The organism is Mucilaginibacter rubeus (assembly GCF_014643835.1).
GTDB classification, from domain to species: Bacteria; Bacteroidota; Bacteroidia; order Sphingobacteriales; family Sphingobacteriaceae; genus Mucilaginibacter; species Mucilaginibacter rubeus.
Genome location: NZ_BMKD01000002.1, coordinates 189,659 through 204,688, shown reverse-complemented (window position 1 = coordinate 204,688; position 15,030 = coordinate 189,659). Strand labels below are relative to the sequence as shown.

Sequence of the window (15,030 nt, the reverse complement as noted above, 5' to 3'; positions counted from 1 at the left end):
TGTTTAAACCTACCAATTACATCTATGAAAAAAATGATCCTGTTCCTGCTTTCATTTTATTTTATCGGCAGGGGGGTAGCTCAAAACCCGGTTCAGCCACTTGTTATACAGGGAAAGCTCAGCAATTCGGCCGAAAAAATGTTGAAGGTCTTTTTTGAAGATGCCAACGGTAAACTTCTTATGGATACCATCAGGCTTAATGATTCGGGCGAGTTTTATTTAAAAACGTACAAAATAGCCAAGCCTCAACGCACCAGCATCCAGCAAAACAACACTCAAATCAACCGGATCTATGTGGCACCGGGTTATGATCTCCATATAACCGGTGACGCTATTGATTATGTCAACCTGTCGAAAACTAAAAAGATAACCGGTATAGGTGCCGAAACCAATCAATACCGTGTAAAATTAGATTCAATCCTGGTTGCCCGGAACGACAAGACAGCGTGGTATGAACTAAAGACCGATGAGTTAATCCAATTCCTTAAAAAAAGCAAAACGTTGGAAGACTCGTTACTAAGTGTTGTGTTTAACAAGCCGGCAAAGCAAGATCAATATTTCAATACGTTTAAGAAAATGATTGATTTAGATAATCAAAGCTTAAATTTTTACATGCTGCTTCAACACCTTGATTTGAGTAAATACAATGTGGCGCAGATGAGGGAGCTGGTATCAAAAAATACCCCTTCAGCATTTTCAAAAGGTATATCGCATGACGAATATTTAGTATCAGAAGACTATAAATCATGGGTTTTGCCCCTTTATTATGCCTATGAACAGCGGCTGGATCTGCTGCGCGATTCTGCATCGGTGAAGCAGCCCGGGTACACACTTGGCAAAATCAAACAGCTTTTTACCGGCAAGGTAAGGGACTATTATCTAAACCGGTACGTTGAAAAAAGAATTGGTAGTGCTAACTCTCTTGAAAAATTGAATATAGCCCAAAAGGAGATGCGCGTATTCATTGACGCAATTAATAACCCGGCTTTAAAAAATAACGTCGCCGGGAATTTTACCGAAAAAAAGCTCCAGCTGATGCAGGTACAAATTGGGAAACCGGCCCCGGCTTTTACTTTGCCCAGCGACCGTGGCAAGGTTTTTAACCTGGCCGATTTTAAAGGAAAAGTTATTTATATTGACCTTTGGGCCAGCTGGTGCGGGCCCTGCCGCCAGGAAATGCCCGCATATAAAAAACTAAGCGACAAGTTTAAAACTAATCCGCAGGTTGCTTTTGTCAGTATTGCCGTACATGACGGAGAAAAGGAATGGCGAAATGCACTCAAAGAAGAAAAGCCGGACTGGCTGCAGCTTTATGACAAAGACGGTACAGTTGCACAATCATACATAGCCTATGCAATTCCAAAATATATACTGATTGATAAAGAAGGCAAAATGCTCAGTTTTGACGCTCCCGGCCCAGGGAGTGCGCAGGCCGAACAATTGATCAATGAAGCAATCGCGAAGCCGTAGTGTGTTTATGCTTTTTCCAGGGCATATGATGCCAGTTCAGTTTTCAGGCTATTGATCATGATCTGCATTGGTTTTGTGCTGTTTAATACCCTGCAGATCGCGTTGCCTCCTTCTATCGAAAGCATCATCCGGGTTGCAAATTCAACGGGGTTTATGGCGTTTGAGAGTTCTCCATTACTAATTCCGTCCTGAATAATATTGGCATAGGTTGTTATAGCGGTATCAACCATGTCTTTTAACTTTTTTTTGATGGCCGGGTTAGTATCATCCGTCTCTGTCGAAAAATTAACTATCGGGCAGCCGCCTTCAATATAGCTTTTCAATGGATTTTTGCTGTTGTCTAAAGCGGCATTGATCTTGGCAATGGCAGTTTTATGTTTGCTTACTGTGTTGTTCCTCCTGTCGTTTAGTTTTCCTAAAAGGTAATCAACAGCGGCTTGTGCCAGTTCGTCTTTGCTTTCAAAATGGCCATAAAAACATCCCTTACTGGTATTGGCAACTTCAAGTATCTCATCAACCGAAGTGCCGGCAATTCCCCTCTCATTAAATAAAATCGCTGCCTGCTCAATAATGAATTGCCTTTTTTGCTCGCCTTTGCTCATCTTCAGTTATTTACTATGCAAATATAGACTAAATGGTTTAAAAAAATAAAGGCCGTTGATTGGCTGGTTGAAATTAACTGAGTGTTTTATTATTTGTAAATAGCTGTTAGTTAGTGTTTTATTTTCAGGTTTGGTTTGTGAATGTATAACTTTAGGTTGATTTTTTTACACTTATCTTATGAATGCCTGTATTTATAAGCCGGCTAAGCAGTGATTGACATAGTAATGTAAACATGGTTAAAAGCAGACCAAATGGTTTTATTTAATAAACCAATTAGTCTACTTTTGTTTTAAATAAAAACGCACAGCATACTGTTTTTACGATTTGTTAAATTTTAACATTAAGCTATGAAACTTATAAAAGAACATCACAGGGGCATCAGCACAATTTTAGCGTTCGCGCTGATCCCGCTTTCGGGTTTTGCAACTGATATTTATATACCTTCCCTACCTTCTATGGCCAGGGAATTAGCTGTCAATAATTCGGCCGTTCAGCTTTCGCTCATCGCGTTTATGATCAGTTCGGGCGTTAGTCAGTTGTTTGTTGGCAGCTTGCTCGATAGCTTTGGCCGGTACCGTATCGGTACTGTCTCTTTACTGGTGTTTGCATTTGCAAGTTTTGTCATAGCTATCTGTCATAATATCGAGCTTATTTATGCAATGCGTATTTTGCAGGGCATCACGGTAGCGCTTATTGTAGTAGGGAAGAGGGCATACTTTGTAGATATGTATTCGGGCGAGCAGCTTAAACATTATACCAGCCTTTTTTCTATCATCTGGGCAACCGCGCCTATTGTAGCGCCTTTTATCGGAGGTTACCTTGAAGCTGCCTTTGGCTGGGAATCCAATTTCCTTTTCCTGGGAATAGCCACTCTTTCGCTACTTGTTTTAGAGCTGGTATACGGTGGCGAATCATTAAAAAATTATCACCCGTTCAAAGCTAAAAGTATTCTGCAGGTTTACCTGGCTACCATTAAAACCCGCGATTTTTCCCTGGGCCTCATCCTGATCTCCCTGAGCTATGCCATGCTGGTGGTGTATGGTATGAGCAGCCCTTTTATAATTGAGCATGTATTTCATTTGTCGCCTGTGGTAACCGGTTATTGTTCGCTGCTTTCGGGGGTATCATTGATGGCGGGCGGTATTATTTCAAAAACCCTCATCAGGAAACCGCTTATCAAAAAAGTATCGATAGCGCTTGCACTGCAATTAGGCTTTGCAGCTTTAATGGTGTTTACAGCAGGGATTAAAACAAATTTATTTACGCTGATGGCATTTACAGCATTGGTCCACCTATTATCTGGCTTTATATTCAATAATATATTTGCTTACTGTTTAGGCCGGTTTTCAAAAAATGCGGGTATCGCAAGCGGCGTGACCGGCGGCTCACTTTATATTATCACTTCATTTTTTAGCTACGGCATTGTAAATATTATGGCCATCAAAAATCAGCAGTTATTAGGAACCGCTTATTTATCGTTCGCGATACTGGCTGTTGTTACACTGGTGCTTTTCATCAAAGCGAGGGCTTCGCACCAAAAACAAGAAGAAGCGGCTGTTATTTTAAATGCTGAGGTAGCTGTATAAGCTGAATGACATCGCCTTAAATAATAGGTGAAGCCGGTAATTAATTATCGGCTTCACCTGTTTTACAATGATACATAAGAATGGTACAATTCAACGCTTTATTAGGCTGATCTGTTTGTTGACCATTGTGCGGGTTACAATTTAACCAAGAAATAACCTGAATATTCAGCCGGCAGATCCTTATATTTGCCCCGATAAGTTCTTTACTTTACTTCATCAACCGGTATAGGTTTTACTTAATTGTAGATTAATAGGGAATCGTGTGTAAATCACGAACTGTCGCGCAACTGTAAGTAACACAAAGGTTTTTGCCAGTAATGTCCACTGTCCTGATGAATGGGGATGGGAAGGACGGCAAAAATGTTACAAGTCAGGAGACCTGCCTAATACTGAATTGACAATGCTTTCGCGGTATGAAGCTTGGTCTGGGTTATGATTACTTGCCTGTTTGGGTCTATGGCCCGTTATGACGGGCTGTGACCATATATTCTCTCCATATTTTACATATCATAAAACATTACGAAGCTTAGCTGAAAGGGCTTTTAACCGATTTATTCATTTAATCAATTAAAAGAAATGCTAACGCAAAATTTAGGTTACCCGCGTATTGGTAGCCGGCGCGAATTGAAAAAAGTCTGCGAAAACTATTGGGCAGGCAAAACGGGCTTAAAAAATGTGCTTACCGTGGGTAAATACATCAGGGAAGAAAACTGGCTGCTGCAAAAAGAAGCCGGGATCGACGTGATCCCATCAAATGATTTTTCATTTTATGACCAGGTGCTTGATCATTCACTGATGTTTGGCGCTATTCCTAAACGCTATCATGAAGTGATCAGTCAAAAAGGCAATACCGAGCTCGATCTGTATTTTGCTATGGCCCGCGGCTATCAAAAAGATGGATTGGATGTGGTAGCCATGGAAATGACCAAATGGTTTGATACCAATTACCATTACATAGTACCCGAGTTTTATAAAGACCAGCAGTTTAAACTTTTCTCCACCAAAGTTATCGATGAGTTTTATGAGGCTAAACAATTGGGCATCGTTAGCAAGCCGGTGTTGATCGGGCCTGTATCGTACCTGTTGTTGGGCAAAGAGAAAGAGGCTGGTTTCGATAGGATAGACCTGATCAAAAATCTGCTGCCTGTTTATTTTGATATCCTGAATAAGCTTAAAGCTTTGGGTGCCGAATGGGTCCAGTTTGATGAGCCGTTTTTAGCGCTTGATTTAAGCGAAAAACAACAGGAGGTATTTAAAGATACCTATAAGCAATTGAGGAAAGAATTTCCTTTCCTGAAGATAGTTTTGGCAACTTATTTTGAACGCCTGGGCGATAACACTCAATTAGCGGCAACTTTACCTGTTGATGTTTTACATGTCGATTTAGTGCGGGCGCCTCAGCAATTGAATGAAGTAATAGAGCATCTGCCCCAAAAAACTATCCTTTCTTTAGGTGTTGTTGACGGGCGCAATATCTGGAAAAATGATTTTGTTAACTCGCTGGTCATTATAAAGAATGCGAAGGATAAATTAGGTGCCGACCGCGTTTGGATAGCCCCTTCATGCTCATTGATCCATTCGCCATGCGATCTGCAAAATGAAACCAACGATGAAGTGCTTACTCCTGAAATTAAACAGTGGCTGGCTTTTGCGCGGCAGAAAATAAACGAAGTGGTATTGCTCAGCAAGTTATCGGAAGATGTGGTGAGCGATAGCAGCCTGCATCAACTGGCAAAAAACCGGCAGGCAAACGAGGCCCGCCGAACATCTGCACTGATCCATAACCCAGCAGTTAAACAGCGTGTAAGCGCCATCACCGAAAATGATGCAAAGCGTATAAGTGCTTTTCCTGCACGGAAAGAACAGCAGCAGCAACTGCTTGACCTGCCGCTTTTTGCTACCACAACTATTGGTTCGTTCCCGCAAACAACCGAAGTACGAAGCTGGCGTGCCCAATTAAAAAAAGGTGCGATAACCCTGGGGGAGTATAACAAACTGATAGCTACCGAAACTGAAAAGGCTATAAAATGGCAGGAAGAAATAGGGTTGGATGTGCTGGTACATGGCGAGTTTGAACGTAATGATATGGTTGAGTACTTTGGCGAACAACTGGCCGGTTTTACCTTTACACAAAATGGCTGGGTGCAAAGCTATGGCAGCCGCTGTGTTAAGCCACCGGTTATTTATGGCGATGTATCAAGGCCACAGCCTATGACGGTAAAATGGTCGGCTTATGCGCAATCGTTAACCTCAAAATGGATGAAGGGTATGTTAACCGGCCCGGTGACTATTTTGCAATGGTCGTTTGTGCGCAATGACCAGCCCCGTTCCGAAACCTGTACGCAGATAGCATTGGCCATTCGTGACGAAGTTTGTGACCTGGAAAGCGCCGGTATCAAGATCATCCAGATAGATGAACCGGCCATTCGTGAAGGATTACCGCTTCGCAGGGATGACAGGGCAAATTACCTCGACTGGGCAGTTAAAGCTTTCCGGATTTCGGCGAGCGGCGTTCAGGACAGTACACAGATCCACACGCACATGTGCTATTCGGAGTTTAATGACATTATTAAAAGCATAGCCGATATGGATGCCGATGTGATCACGATAGAAACATCGCGTTCGCAAATGGAGCTGCTGGATGTTTTTGCCGATTTTAAGTATCCTAATGAAATTGGCCCCGGTGTATATGATATCCATTCGCCCCGCGTACCCAACAGGGAGGAAATGATCCGTTTGCTTAAACGCGCCCAGGCCGTAATACCCGATGCCCAGCTTTGGGTAAATCCCGATTGTGGCTTAAAAACACGGGGCTGGGATGAAACCCAAAAAGCCTTAATAGAAATGGTTGAAGCCGCGAAAGCTGTCCGCGAAAATGTTATCAGCAATGTAACTGCTTAAATAAAAAAAACTACTGTGTACCGTAACAGGTGCACAGCAGTTTTATATACCTAATATGACAAAGCATGAAAATAAATACTGCCCCCGGTGTAAAGAGCCGTTTGAATGCAAAGTAGGCAGCATCCTGTTGTGCCAGTGCCAGGGCATCAGCTTCACCGACCAGGAGCGCGACTATATCCGCTTAACCTACCCGGATTGCCTTTGCCGCAAATGCCTGATGGCGATGAAGCATGAGATCAGCACAACTGCTGTCCGGGAAAAAATGAGAACGATACTTGAAGCAATCAAAAAGGGTACGCAATAACAGGATATTATGAATTGCGTTAAAAATTAGCTTTAAGCTTTGTGCTTTCTGCTTTTAGCTTTCAAATAATTTCCCCTGCTTCAAACAGTTCATCCAAACGGCTGTGCGAATCATTTACGCCCCGTTCCATACCCGATTGCAGCATGCCATCCCGATCTGCCGCGGATTGAAAAACCGACTGAACGGTTACTTTTGTTCTATTATCAGGAAGGGCTTCAAATCGGGTAGTTTCTAAGGTAACATGACCACTTTCGGGCAATCCTTCAAACTCAAATGTTTGGATGATACGCTCAGGCGCGGTTACATCATGGATAACACCATGAAAGCCATAATCATTACCAGCAGGGTCGGTATGGATATAACGGTAAGCGCCTCCGCTGCGGCAGTCAAACTTATCTATGCGCATTTTAAGTTCGCGCGGCCCCAGCCATCTAACAATAAGCTCAGGATCGGTAAAAGCTCTGAAAACAAGCTCGCGTGGTGCTTCAAATTCGCGGGTTATAAAAAGCTCCTGTTTGCCGGGTTCGGCCTTAATTTCTGTTTGATTTTTTGTGGTGATCATGGTGTTTTTTATTTAGGTGATTGATTAATCGTTATCGTTAGCTTCCTGCAAAAGCTTGATATCCATTTTGGTCATCTTCATCATGGCAGCCATAACTTTTTTGGCTTTTTCAGGGTTTTCGTTGTTATAAAGTAATTCGCTCATAACTTCAGGAACAATTTGCCAGGTAACGCCGAATTTATCGTCGAGCCAGCCGCACTGACTGGTTTTGCCACCCCCTGCAGGCAGTGCTTCCCACAGGTAATCAATTTCCTCCTGGGTTTTGCAGTTTATATAAAAGGAAGTAGCCGGCGAAAAGTTAAACATCGGTCCTCCATCCAGCGCTAAAAACTGCTGGTCTTCGATACGAAATGTTCCAACTAACATTTTACGACCATTGCCGGGATCGGTAAGCGAGCTTACTTCGCTTTCGGAGTTTTTGAATACCGAAGTATAAAATTTCAATGCTTCTTCAAGGTTGCCGTTAAACCATAAAAAAGGGGTTACTTTCTGGGTTGCTTTAAATGTTGCCATGGTTTCTGTTTTTTATTGATTAAAAATTTGTTGCTTTTGATATCTCAAAGTTACCTGCCCTGGCAAGGGCTAATAGTGTCCAAAAACGACGAGATAAGGGGGCATTAGCGACAAAATGATTTTTTATCTCCCTGGCATTTTGCTCATATCCATGTGCAGCACATTCCAGCTATGGCCATCAGGATCGGTAAACAGGCAGCCGTACATCCAGCCATCCATTTCCCTGGGCTTGTGATTGCTTTTGCCACCGGCTTCGATAGCCTTTTGAGCCAGCTCATCAACTTCTTCCTTGCTTTCCGCGTCGATAGACAGCAGAACTTCAACTCCCTTGGCCGTATCCGCAAGACCGCAGTTTTCAACAAAGCCTTTAAAGGTGCTTTCGTCAAAAAGCATTACTGTAACATCCTTTTCGCCAACCTGCATGGCTGCAGAATTTGGGCCGTTACCAAATTGCGAGTTAAACCGAAAGCCGAGTTTGCTGAAAAACTCCTTTGATACATTTACATTTTTTACAGGCAGATTGATCCAGAATTGCTTCGTCATAATTGATTATTTTAAAGGTTTATCATTGTTTTTTAATTCTTCGAGCAGATTGTCGAGCGCATCAAATTTTTCATCCCAACCCTTGCGGTAGCGCTCAACCCATTGAGCTACCTCATCAAGCTGTTTTAGGCGGGGTTCGCAATACCGTTCCCGGCCCTGTTTCTTAATGGCTATAAGACCGCATTCGGTTAAAATTTTTATATGCTGGGATATAGCGGGGCGGCTCACATCAAAGTTATCCGCTATGGCATTCAGGTTCATGGGTTTAAAGGCTATCAGGTTAATGATATCCCTGCGGGTTGGATCGGCAATGGCCTGGAAAACATCTCGTCTCATCTAGATTAAATATAATATGTAAGTGATTGCTTACAAAATTATATGTAAGCAATCACTTACGCAAATTTTTTAATATTTTTATTTTTAGATAAAAAGGGGGAGAAGTACAGGGCCAACATTTAAATATTCGGACTTGCCTAAGCACTCAAAAACATTAGCGTAGTGTAACCCCTCAAAAGAATAAATATTTGATTATGAATATCTTGTAAATAATATTTTAAAAAAGTGTTAACCCTGTTAACCCTATTTATGTGCGTTTGCCCGGGAGTGAAATGGCCCTTCTGTACGATTCTCAAAAAAATCATCATCTTTGTGGCTGATAAATATATCCTAACAATATGCTGTTTGAACAAATAAGCCAAAAGCCGTTCTTTATTCTTGGCCCCTGTGTAATGGAAAGCCAGGAGTTATTATATACTGTTGCCGAAAAAGTAGCCGAAGCCGGGCAGAAATACAATGTGCCGGTAATCTTTAAATCGTCATTTGATAAAGCCAATCGCACATCTATTCATTCATACCGCGGCCCTGGATTAGAGAAAGGCATGGAAATGCTAATGAATGTTAAGCAGCGTTTTGGTTTACCGGTTACTACTGATATTCATGAGCCATTCCAGGCAGCTATTGTAGCCGAGGTTGCCGATATATTGCAGATCCCTGCGTTTTTATGCCGGCAAACAGATCTGCTGGTTGCGGCTGCTCAAACCGGTAAAATTGTCAACGTAAAAAAAGCCCAGTTCCTTTCGGGGCATGATATGTTTTATCCGGCTCAAAAAGTTATTGAAGCTGGCAATAACCAGGTGATATTAACCGAGCGGGGCAATATGTATGGTTATAATAATTTAGCTGTCGATTTCAGGAATATTTACGATATGAAAGCTTTTGGCCACCCGGTTTGTATGGATTGTACCCATTCGGTTCAGCGCCCGGGCGGAGCAGGAGGAAAAACCGGCGGCGACCGTACTTTTGTGCCCATGATGGCGCTGGCAGCAAAGGCTTTTGGAGCAGATGGCTATTTTTTGGAAACGCATCCCGACCCTGATAATGCCCTGAGCGATGGCCCTAACATGGTTAAGCTGCACGAACTGGATAAGGTTTTAGCACCATTAGTAGGATAAGTTTTTGTTCTGAATGTCCGGATCCATGAAAGATATTGCAAAAAGGGTTTTTGATATTGAAATAGAGTCGCTGCAGCAGGTAGCCGGCTCAATTGATGATGAGTTTGCAAGGGTTGTTGATGCCATATTACAATCAACAGGAAAGCTGGTTGTTATTGGCATTGGCAAATCGGGGCTTATCGGTAAAAAGATAGCTGCCACATTGGCCAGTACGGGTACACCGAGCTTTTTTTTGCATCCGGGAGAGGCTTTTCACGGCGATTTAGGGATGGTAAGCCCCAATGATATTGTTTTATTGATATCCTATTCGGGCGAAACCGACGAAGTGCTGAAACTTATTCCTTATTTAAAATGGAATAAAAATGTGATGATTGGTATAACAGGTAATCCTATATCAACCGTTGCCAAAAACTGCAGTTATCACCTTAATATAAAAGTTGAAAGGGAGGCTTGCCCGCTCGAACTGGCGCCAACCTCGTCAACTACGGCGGCGTTGGTTATGGGCGATGCCCTGGCTATAGCGTTAATGGAGTCGCGAAACTTTCAGCAGCATGATTTTGCACGTTTTCATCCGGGCGGTAGCCTTGGGCGCAAACTGCTGGTAAAAGTTAAAGACCTCATGCGTACCGATAAGCTTCCTTTTATTAATGAGGAAGCTTCATTTATGGACCTGTTACTGCGCATGTCCGAGGGTAGGTTAGGTATGGTTATAGTAGGTGACGCGTCCCGGATTAAGGGGGTGGTTACAGATGGTGACCTTCGCCGAGCTTTGCTTAAACACCCTGATACCTCAACCTTAACCATAGCCGAAATCATGACCGTTAACCCGGTTATTATTGATGAGCATGAATTTGTAGGCTATGCCGAGCAGTTAATGCTTGAAAAAAAGATCACTACCTTACTGGTAGGTTCTGCACAAAACCGATCAATAACAGGTGTTTACCAGATATATACGGCCTGACACAGTTTTGATTAGCCCAAGTCGCCAATTCTTTAGATAGGGGGGCAGCTGATTTTGGTAATATTTGATTATCTTTACCGGTATCTATCATATTCTACCGTGTTAAATTAAATGTCTGATCAATCAAATTCGATCACTAATAAATTTCAGGCTCCTGCAAATATTCATATTGCAATAATAGGTCTTGGCTATGTGGGATTGCCCCTTGCCGTTGAATTTGCCAAAAAATATCCTGTAAAAGGTTTCGATATTAAACAAAGCCGGGTAGATGAGCTGAATAACGCGTTTGATCGTACCCTTGAAACCAGTAGCGACGAACTATCGGCAGTTTTAAATTTAAAGGATGAAAGCAAGGGACTTACTTTCACATCGCAGATAACAGACATTGCTTCCTGTAACGTTTATATTGTTTCGGTACCCACACCTACCGACCAGCACAACCGGCCCGATCTGAGCCTGCTTATCCGGGCAAGTAAATCAATAGCAGGTGTATTGAAGAGGGGGGATGTAGTTATTTATGAATCAACAGTTTATCCCGGCGTAACTGAGGATGTTTGTGTGCCTGTTTTACAAAAAGAATCGGGTTTGCATTACAACAGTGATTTTTTTGCAGGATATTCGCCCGAGCGTATAAATCCGGGGGATAAAGTTCATACGCTGACCAATATTTTAAAAGTAACATCGGGCTCAACGCCCGAGGCTGCTGATTTTATTGACAACTTATACCGGTCAATAGTAAAAGCAGGAACGCATAAAGCCCCCGCCATTAAAGTTGCGGAAGCCTGTAAGGTGATCGAAAATTCACAGCGGGATATCAATATCGCTTTTGTAAACGAACTTGCCAAAATATTCAACATCATGGATATTGACACCCATGCGGTTTTGGCAGCGGCAGGTACCAAGTGGAATTTCCTGAATTTTAAACCAGGCCTTGTAGGCGGCCACTGCACCGGAGTTGATCCGTATTACCTTGCAGCAAAAGCCCAGCAAATGGGTTACCATCCCGAAATTATCCTGGCCGGGCGAAGGCTTAATGATGGTATGGGTACGTACGTTGCCCTTGAAGTCATTAAACTGATGGTGAAGAATGATATTTCGGTAAAAAACTCAAAGATCCTGGTGCTCGGTTTTACTTTCAAGGAAAATTGCCCGGACGTTCGTAACACCAGGGTAATTGATATTATTAAGGGATTTGATGGTTTTGACGCAACCTGTGAAATATATGATCCATGGGCTGACCCGGATGAAGTAAAAAGAGAATATGGTATCTCTACATTAAAAAATTACGGGCAACTAAGCGGCGCTTACGATGCTATTGTTATGGCTGTGGCACATCGCGAGTTTTATGATTTAGACTATGCAAGCTTAAAACATAAATCATCATCGGTAATTTATGATATAAAAGGTATTTTAAACAAGGATGTTGTAAGCGGACGGTTGTAAGTGTTGGTTTTACAATTATTTTTTCACATAGAAAATCATTTTTTTCTCACTGTTAACAGAGAATTCATTTTGAATAAATTTCTTAATTTTTAATTTTGTGGCTGTGGAAATAATACATTTGTAACCGTGTCTCCATTTAATTATGACATTGTTATTAGTAAATAATTATAGTAATTTTAGCAGGGTTGCATACTACATAAGCACATATACATGATTCACAGATACGCTACTTTTATTAAAGCAGTGAACCTTACCATTGATTATATTATACTTAATATGAGCATGGTAATTTCTTACTTCATTGAAGACCGGTCATATATTTTTTGGATTAACAACAGGCAGTACCTGCCTATTGTGTTAGTTTTTAATCTAATTTGGCTGCTGTCAGCTAATATTACCGGGCTTTATGAACATGTTCTGAATAAAGATTCAATTAAAACCTATCGCGGCGTAATTAAAACTTACCTGCTGTTTGTAAGCTTTATTTGCTTCACTATCATTATATTAATAGGCACTAAGGCGTATTTTATAACACGCGAGTATCTTTTTTATTCGTTGGCCTTATTCGGCTTCCTGCTTGGTTTATGGAAGTTAATATTCCTGAGCATCCGTAAAAGCGACCGCGCAACGCTTATTGATATACGTACTGTTATCATTATAGGCGGGGGCCGCATCGGGTCAGACCTGCATAGCTTTTTTAAACAAAACCCAGAGCGTGGGTATAAGCTTGTTGGCTTTTTTGATGATGCATCAGACAGCGTACTTGATCAAAGCCTTTATTTGGGCGGTACTAATGATTGTATAAGCTATGTGCTTAACAATAAAGTGGATGAAATATTTTGTACCCTACCAAACTCTGAAGCCGAGAAAATAGAGCAGTTGATGCTTGATGCGGATAAAAATCTGATCAGGTTTAAATTTGTGCCAGAATATTACGACTACGCTAAAAAGCCAACTTTTATACAAAGCTTCGGTCATATCCCGGTTATATCCGTAAGGCCCGAACCTTTGGAGAACATGCTGAACCGCTCCATTAAACGCTTGTTTGATATCTGTTTTTCAATATTTGTGATCCTGTTTATTTTTAGCTGGTTATTCCCCATTTTGGCCATCATTATAAAGCTTGAGTCAAAAGGGCCGATATTCTTTGTGCAGGAGCGTTCAGGCAGGGACAATAAGCCGTTTAAATGCTATAAATTCCGTAGCATGCGGGTAAATCACGATTCGGATAAAAAACAAGCTACACGCGGCGATTCACGTATAACCAAATCCGGGGCATTTATCCGTAAAACAAGTATCGACGAATTGCCACAGTTCTTTAACGTAATATTGGGCAATATGTCTGTAGTAGGCCCGAGGCCGCACATGATAAGCCACACGCAACAATATTCGCAGCTAATTGATACTTTCATGGTAAGGCATTTTCTTAAACCTGGTATTACGGGTTGGGCCCAGGTGTCGGGCCTGAGGGGCGAAACTCAAACCACACAGGCTATGCTTGAGCGTGTGGAGGCCGACGTTTGGTATCTTGAAAACTGGTCGTTCCTGCTGGATATGAAGATTATCTTCCTAACGGTATGGAACGTGTTTAGGGGCGAAAAGAACGCGTTTTAATATGCCGGTATTCCGGGACCAGCTAAGCCGAAGGGTTGAACTTTCCGGAATCCCTAAGCGGATCATATCCATTGTCCCTTCACAAACAGAATTGCTTTTTTACCTTGGCTTAAACGTTGAGGTGATAGGCATTACTAAATTTTGTATCCATCCGGCAGATAGGTTTAATTCAACAACGAAAGTAGGAGGGACTAAACAGCTTGATGTCGAAAAAATCCGATTGCTGAACCCGGATTTGATTATCGCCAATAAAGAGGAGAACGACCGTCTTCAGGTAGAAGAGTTAATGAATATATGCCCGGTTTGGATCAGTGATATTTTTGATCTGGAATCGGCTTTGCAAATGATTGTTTGCATTGGTGATATGATAGGTAAGCCCGGGCAGGCAAACGTGCTTTGCACGGAAATTAATGGTCGTTTTAAGGGTATTAAGCTTCCTGTAACAGGGCTGAGAGTTGCCTATCTCATCTGGCGTAAACCCTATATGCTTGCCGGCAGGGGAACTTTCATTGATAGTATGCTGCAAACATGTGGACTAAACAATGTAACAGAGGGGGAGCGTTACCCGGAGATTGATGCAGATGCTTTAGTCGCGGCTAATCCGGATCTTGTTTTTCTATCATCAGAGCCATATCCATTCGCTAAAAAACATATAGAGGAGTTTAGGTCGCTTTTACCAAATGCAAAGATAGTTTTGGTAGATGGTGAAATGTTTTCATGGTATGGCAGCAGGCTTTTATACGCACCGGCATACTTCAAACGGCTGATAAATGGGCTTGTGAAAAATTAATTCCTACTAAATGAGCATGATAGCAAAAAAATGAAAATTATGTTTTTAAGTATAATTTTAAACGCTATCTTTGCAGCCTGTTAAATCAGAAACGCGGAAGTGGCGTAATTGGTAGCCGCACCAGACTTAGGATCTGGCGCTTCACGGCGTGGGGGTTCGAGTCCCTTCTTCCGCACAAAAAGATAAAAGCCTTCAAAGTCATTGATTTTGAAGGCTTTTTTGGTTCGATAAATAGGCTATTAATCTACTTACTCTTTTAAGTATTTGTATTTTAGTGATTTAGCAGTTC

Annotated in this window: 14 protein-coding genes, 1 tRNA gene and 1 riboswitch; of the genes, 10 read left to right on the top strand and 5 right to left on the bottom strand. The window is 41.9% G+C overall.

Annotation, left to right across the window (positions count from 1 at the left end):
* Positions 1–24: 24 nt before the first annotated feature.
* Positions 25–1,470 (top strand): TlpA family protein disulfide reductase, encoded by a 1,446-nt coding sequence (locus IEX80_RS07390; protein ID WP_090527292.1) that lies wholly within the window; start codon positions 25–27, stop codon positions 1,468–1,470.
* Positions 1,471–1,475: 5 nt separating this feature from the next.
* Here the strand turns inward: IEX80_RS07390 and IEX80_RS07385 are convergent, their stop codons facing one another.
* The gene (locus tag IEX80_RS07385; protein WP_090527295.1) at positions 1,476–2,072 is read right to left on the bottom strand and encodes a TetR/AcrR family transcriptional regulator; all 597 of its coding nucleotides are present in this window, start codon (positions 2,070–2,072) and stop codon (positions 1,476–1,478) included.
* A 348-nt stretch (positions 2,073–2,420) separates the two neighbouring features.
* Between IEX80_RS07385 and IEX80_RS07380 the strand changes: the two genes are divergently transcribed.
* From IEX80_RS07380 to IEX80_RS07370, 3 genes are all read left to right on the top strand, one after another.
* Positions 2,421–3,659, top strand: a complete 1,239-nt coding sequence (locus tag IEX80_RS07380; RefSeq protein WP_090527298.1) for an MFS transporter — start codon at positions 2,421–2,423, stop codon at positions 3,657–3,659.
* Positions 3,660–3,869: 210 nt separating this feature from the next.
* Positions 3,870–4,061: riboswitch (cobalamin riboswitch) on the top strand.
* A 174-nt stretch (positions 4,062–4,235) separates the two neighbouring features.
* Complete coding sequence (metE, locus tag IEX80_RS07375) at positions 4,236–6,560, top strand: 5-methyltetrahydropteroyltriglutamate--homocysteine S-methyltransferase (RefSeq protein WP_090527301.1); 2,325 nt, start codon at positions 4,236–4,238, stop codon at positions 6,558–6,560.
* 55 nt (positions 6,561–6,615) lie between these two features.
* Positions 6,616–6,864: a cysteine-rich CWC family protein gene (locus IEX80_RS07370; protein WP_090527304.1), complete on the top strand. Its 249-nt coding sequence runs from the start codon at positions 6,616–6,618 to the stop codon at positions 6,862–6,864.
* 61 nt (positions 6,865–6,925) lie between these two features.
* On the opposite strand, the gene IEX80_RS07365 is transcribed toward IEX80_RS07370, so the two are convergent.
* The 4 genes from IEX80_RS07365 to IEX80_RS07350 all read right to left on the bottom strand — a co-directional run bounded on the left by IEX80_RS07365 (position 6,926) and on the right by IEX80_RS07350 (position 8,818).
* Positions 6,926–7,426 carry an SRPBCC family protein gene (locus tag IEX80_RS07365; protein WP_090527307.1) on the bottom strand — a complete coding sequence of 167 codons (501 nt, stop codon included), beginning with the start codon at positions 7,424–7,426 and terminating at the stop codon, positions 6,926–6,928.
* Positions 7,427–7,450: 24 nt separating this feature from the next.
* A complete protein-coding gene (locus IEX80_RS07360; protein ID WP_090527310.1) occupies positions 7,451–7,939 on the bottom strand; it encodes a VOC family protein in 489 nt (162 codons plus the stop codon).
* Between the two features lie 123 nt (positions 7,940–8,062).
* Complete coding sequence (locus IEX80_RS07355; protein ID WP_090527313.1) at positions 8,063–8,482, bottom strand: VOC family protein; 420 nt, start codon at positions 8,480–8,482, stop codon at positions 8,063–8,065.
* Between the two features lie 6 nt (positions 8,483–8,488).
* Positions 8,489–8,818: an ArsR/SmtB family transcription factor gene (locus tag IEX80_RS07350; RefSeq protein ID WP_188832512.1), complete on the bottom strand. Its 330-nt coding sequence runs from the start codon at positions 8,816–8,818 to the stop codon at positions 8,489–8,491.
* A 338-nt stretch (positions 8,819–9,156) separates the two neighbouring features.
* On the opposite strand from IEX80_RS07350, the gene kdsA reads away from it, so the two are divergent.
* From kdsA to IEX80_RS07320, 6 genes are all read left to right on the top strand, one after another.
* Positions 9,157–9,933, top strand: a complete 777-nt coding sequence (gene kdsA, locus IEX80_RS07345) for a 3-deoxy-8-phosphooctulonate synthase (RefSeq protein ID WP_090527319.1) — start codon at positions 9,157–9,159, stop codon at positions 9,931–9,933.
* 25 nt (positions 9,934–9,958) lie between these two features.
* On the top strand, positions 9,959–10,894 hold the full coding sequence (locus IEX80_RS07340) for a KpsF/GutQ family sugar-phosphate isomerase (protein WP_188832511.1): 936 nt from the start codon (positions 9,959–9,961) through the stop codon (positions 10,892–10,894).
* 111 nt (positions 10,895–11,005) lie between these two features.
* A complete protein-coding gene (locus IEX80_RS07335; protein ID WP_188832510.1) occupies positions 11,006–12,337 on the top strand; it encodes a nucleotide sugar dehydrogenase in 1,332 nt (443 codons plus the stop codon).
* 210 nt (positions 12,338–12,547) lie between these two features.
* On the top strand, positions 12,548–13,951 hold the full coding sequence (locus IEX80_RS07330) for an undecaprenyl-phosphate glucose phosphotransferase (protein WP_090527329.1): 1,404 nt from the start codon (positions 12,548–12,550) through the stop codon (positions 13,949–13,951).
* Between the two features lies 1 nt (position 13,952).
* Positions 13,953–14,741 carry an ABC transporter substrate-binding protein gene (locus IEX80_RS07325; RefSeq protein WP_090527332.1) on the top strand — a complete coding sequence of 263 codons (789 nt, stop codon included), beginning with the start codon at positions 13,953–13,955 and terminating at the stop codon, positions 14,739–14,741.
* A 93-nt stretch (positions 14,742–14,834) separates the two neighbouring features.
* Positions 14,835–14,916 (top strand) — tRNA-Leu (locus tag IEX80_RS07320).
* Positions 14,917–15,030: the final 114 nt, after the last annotated feature.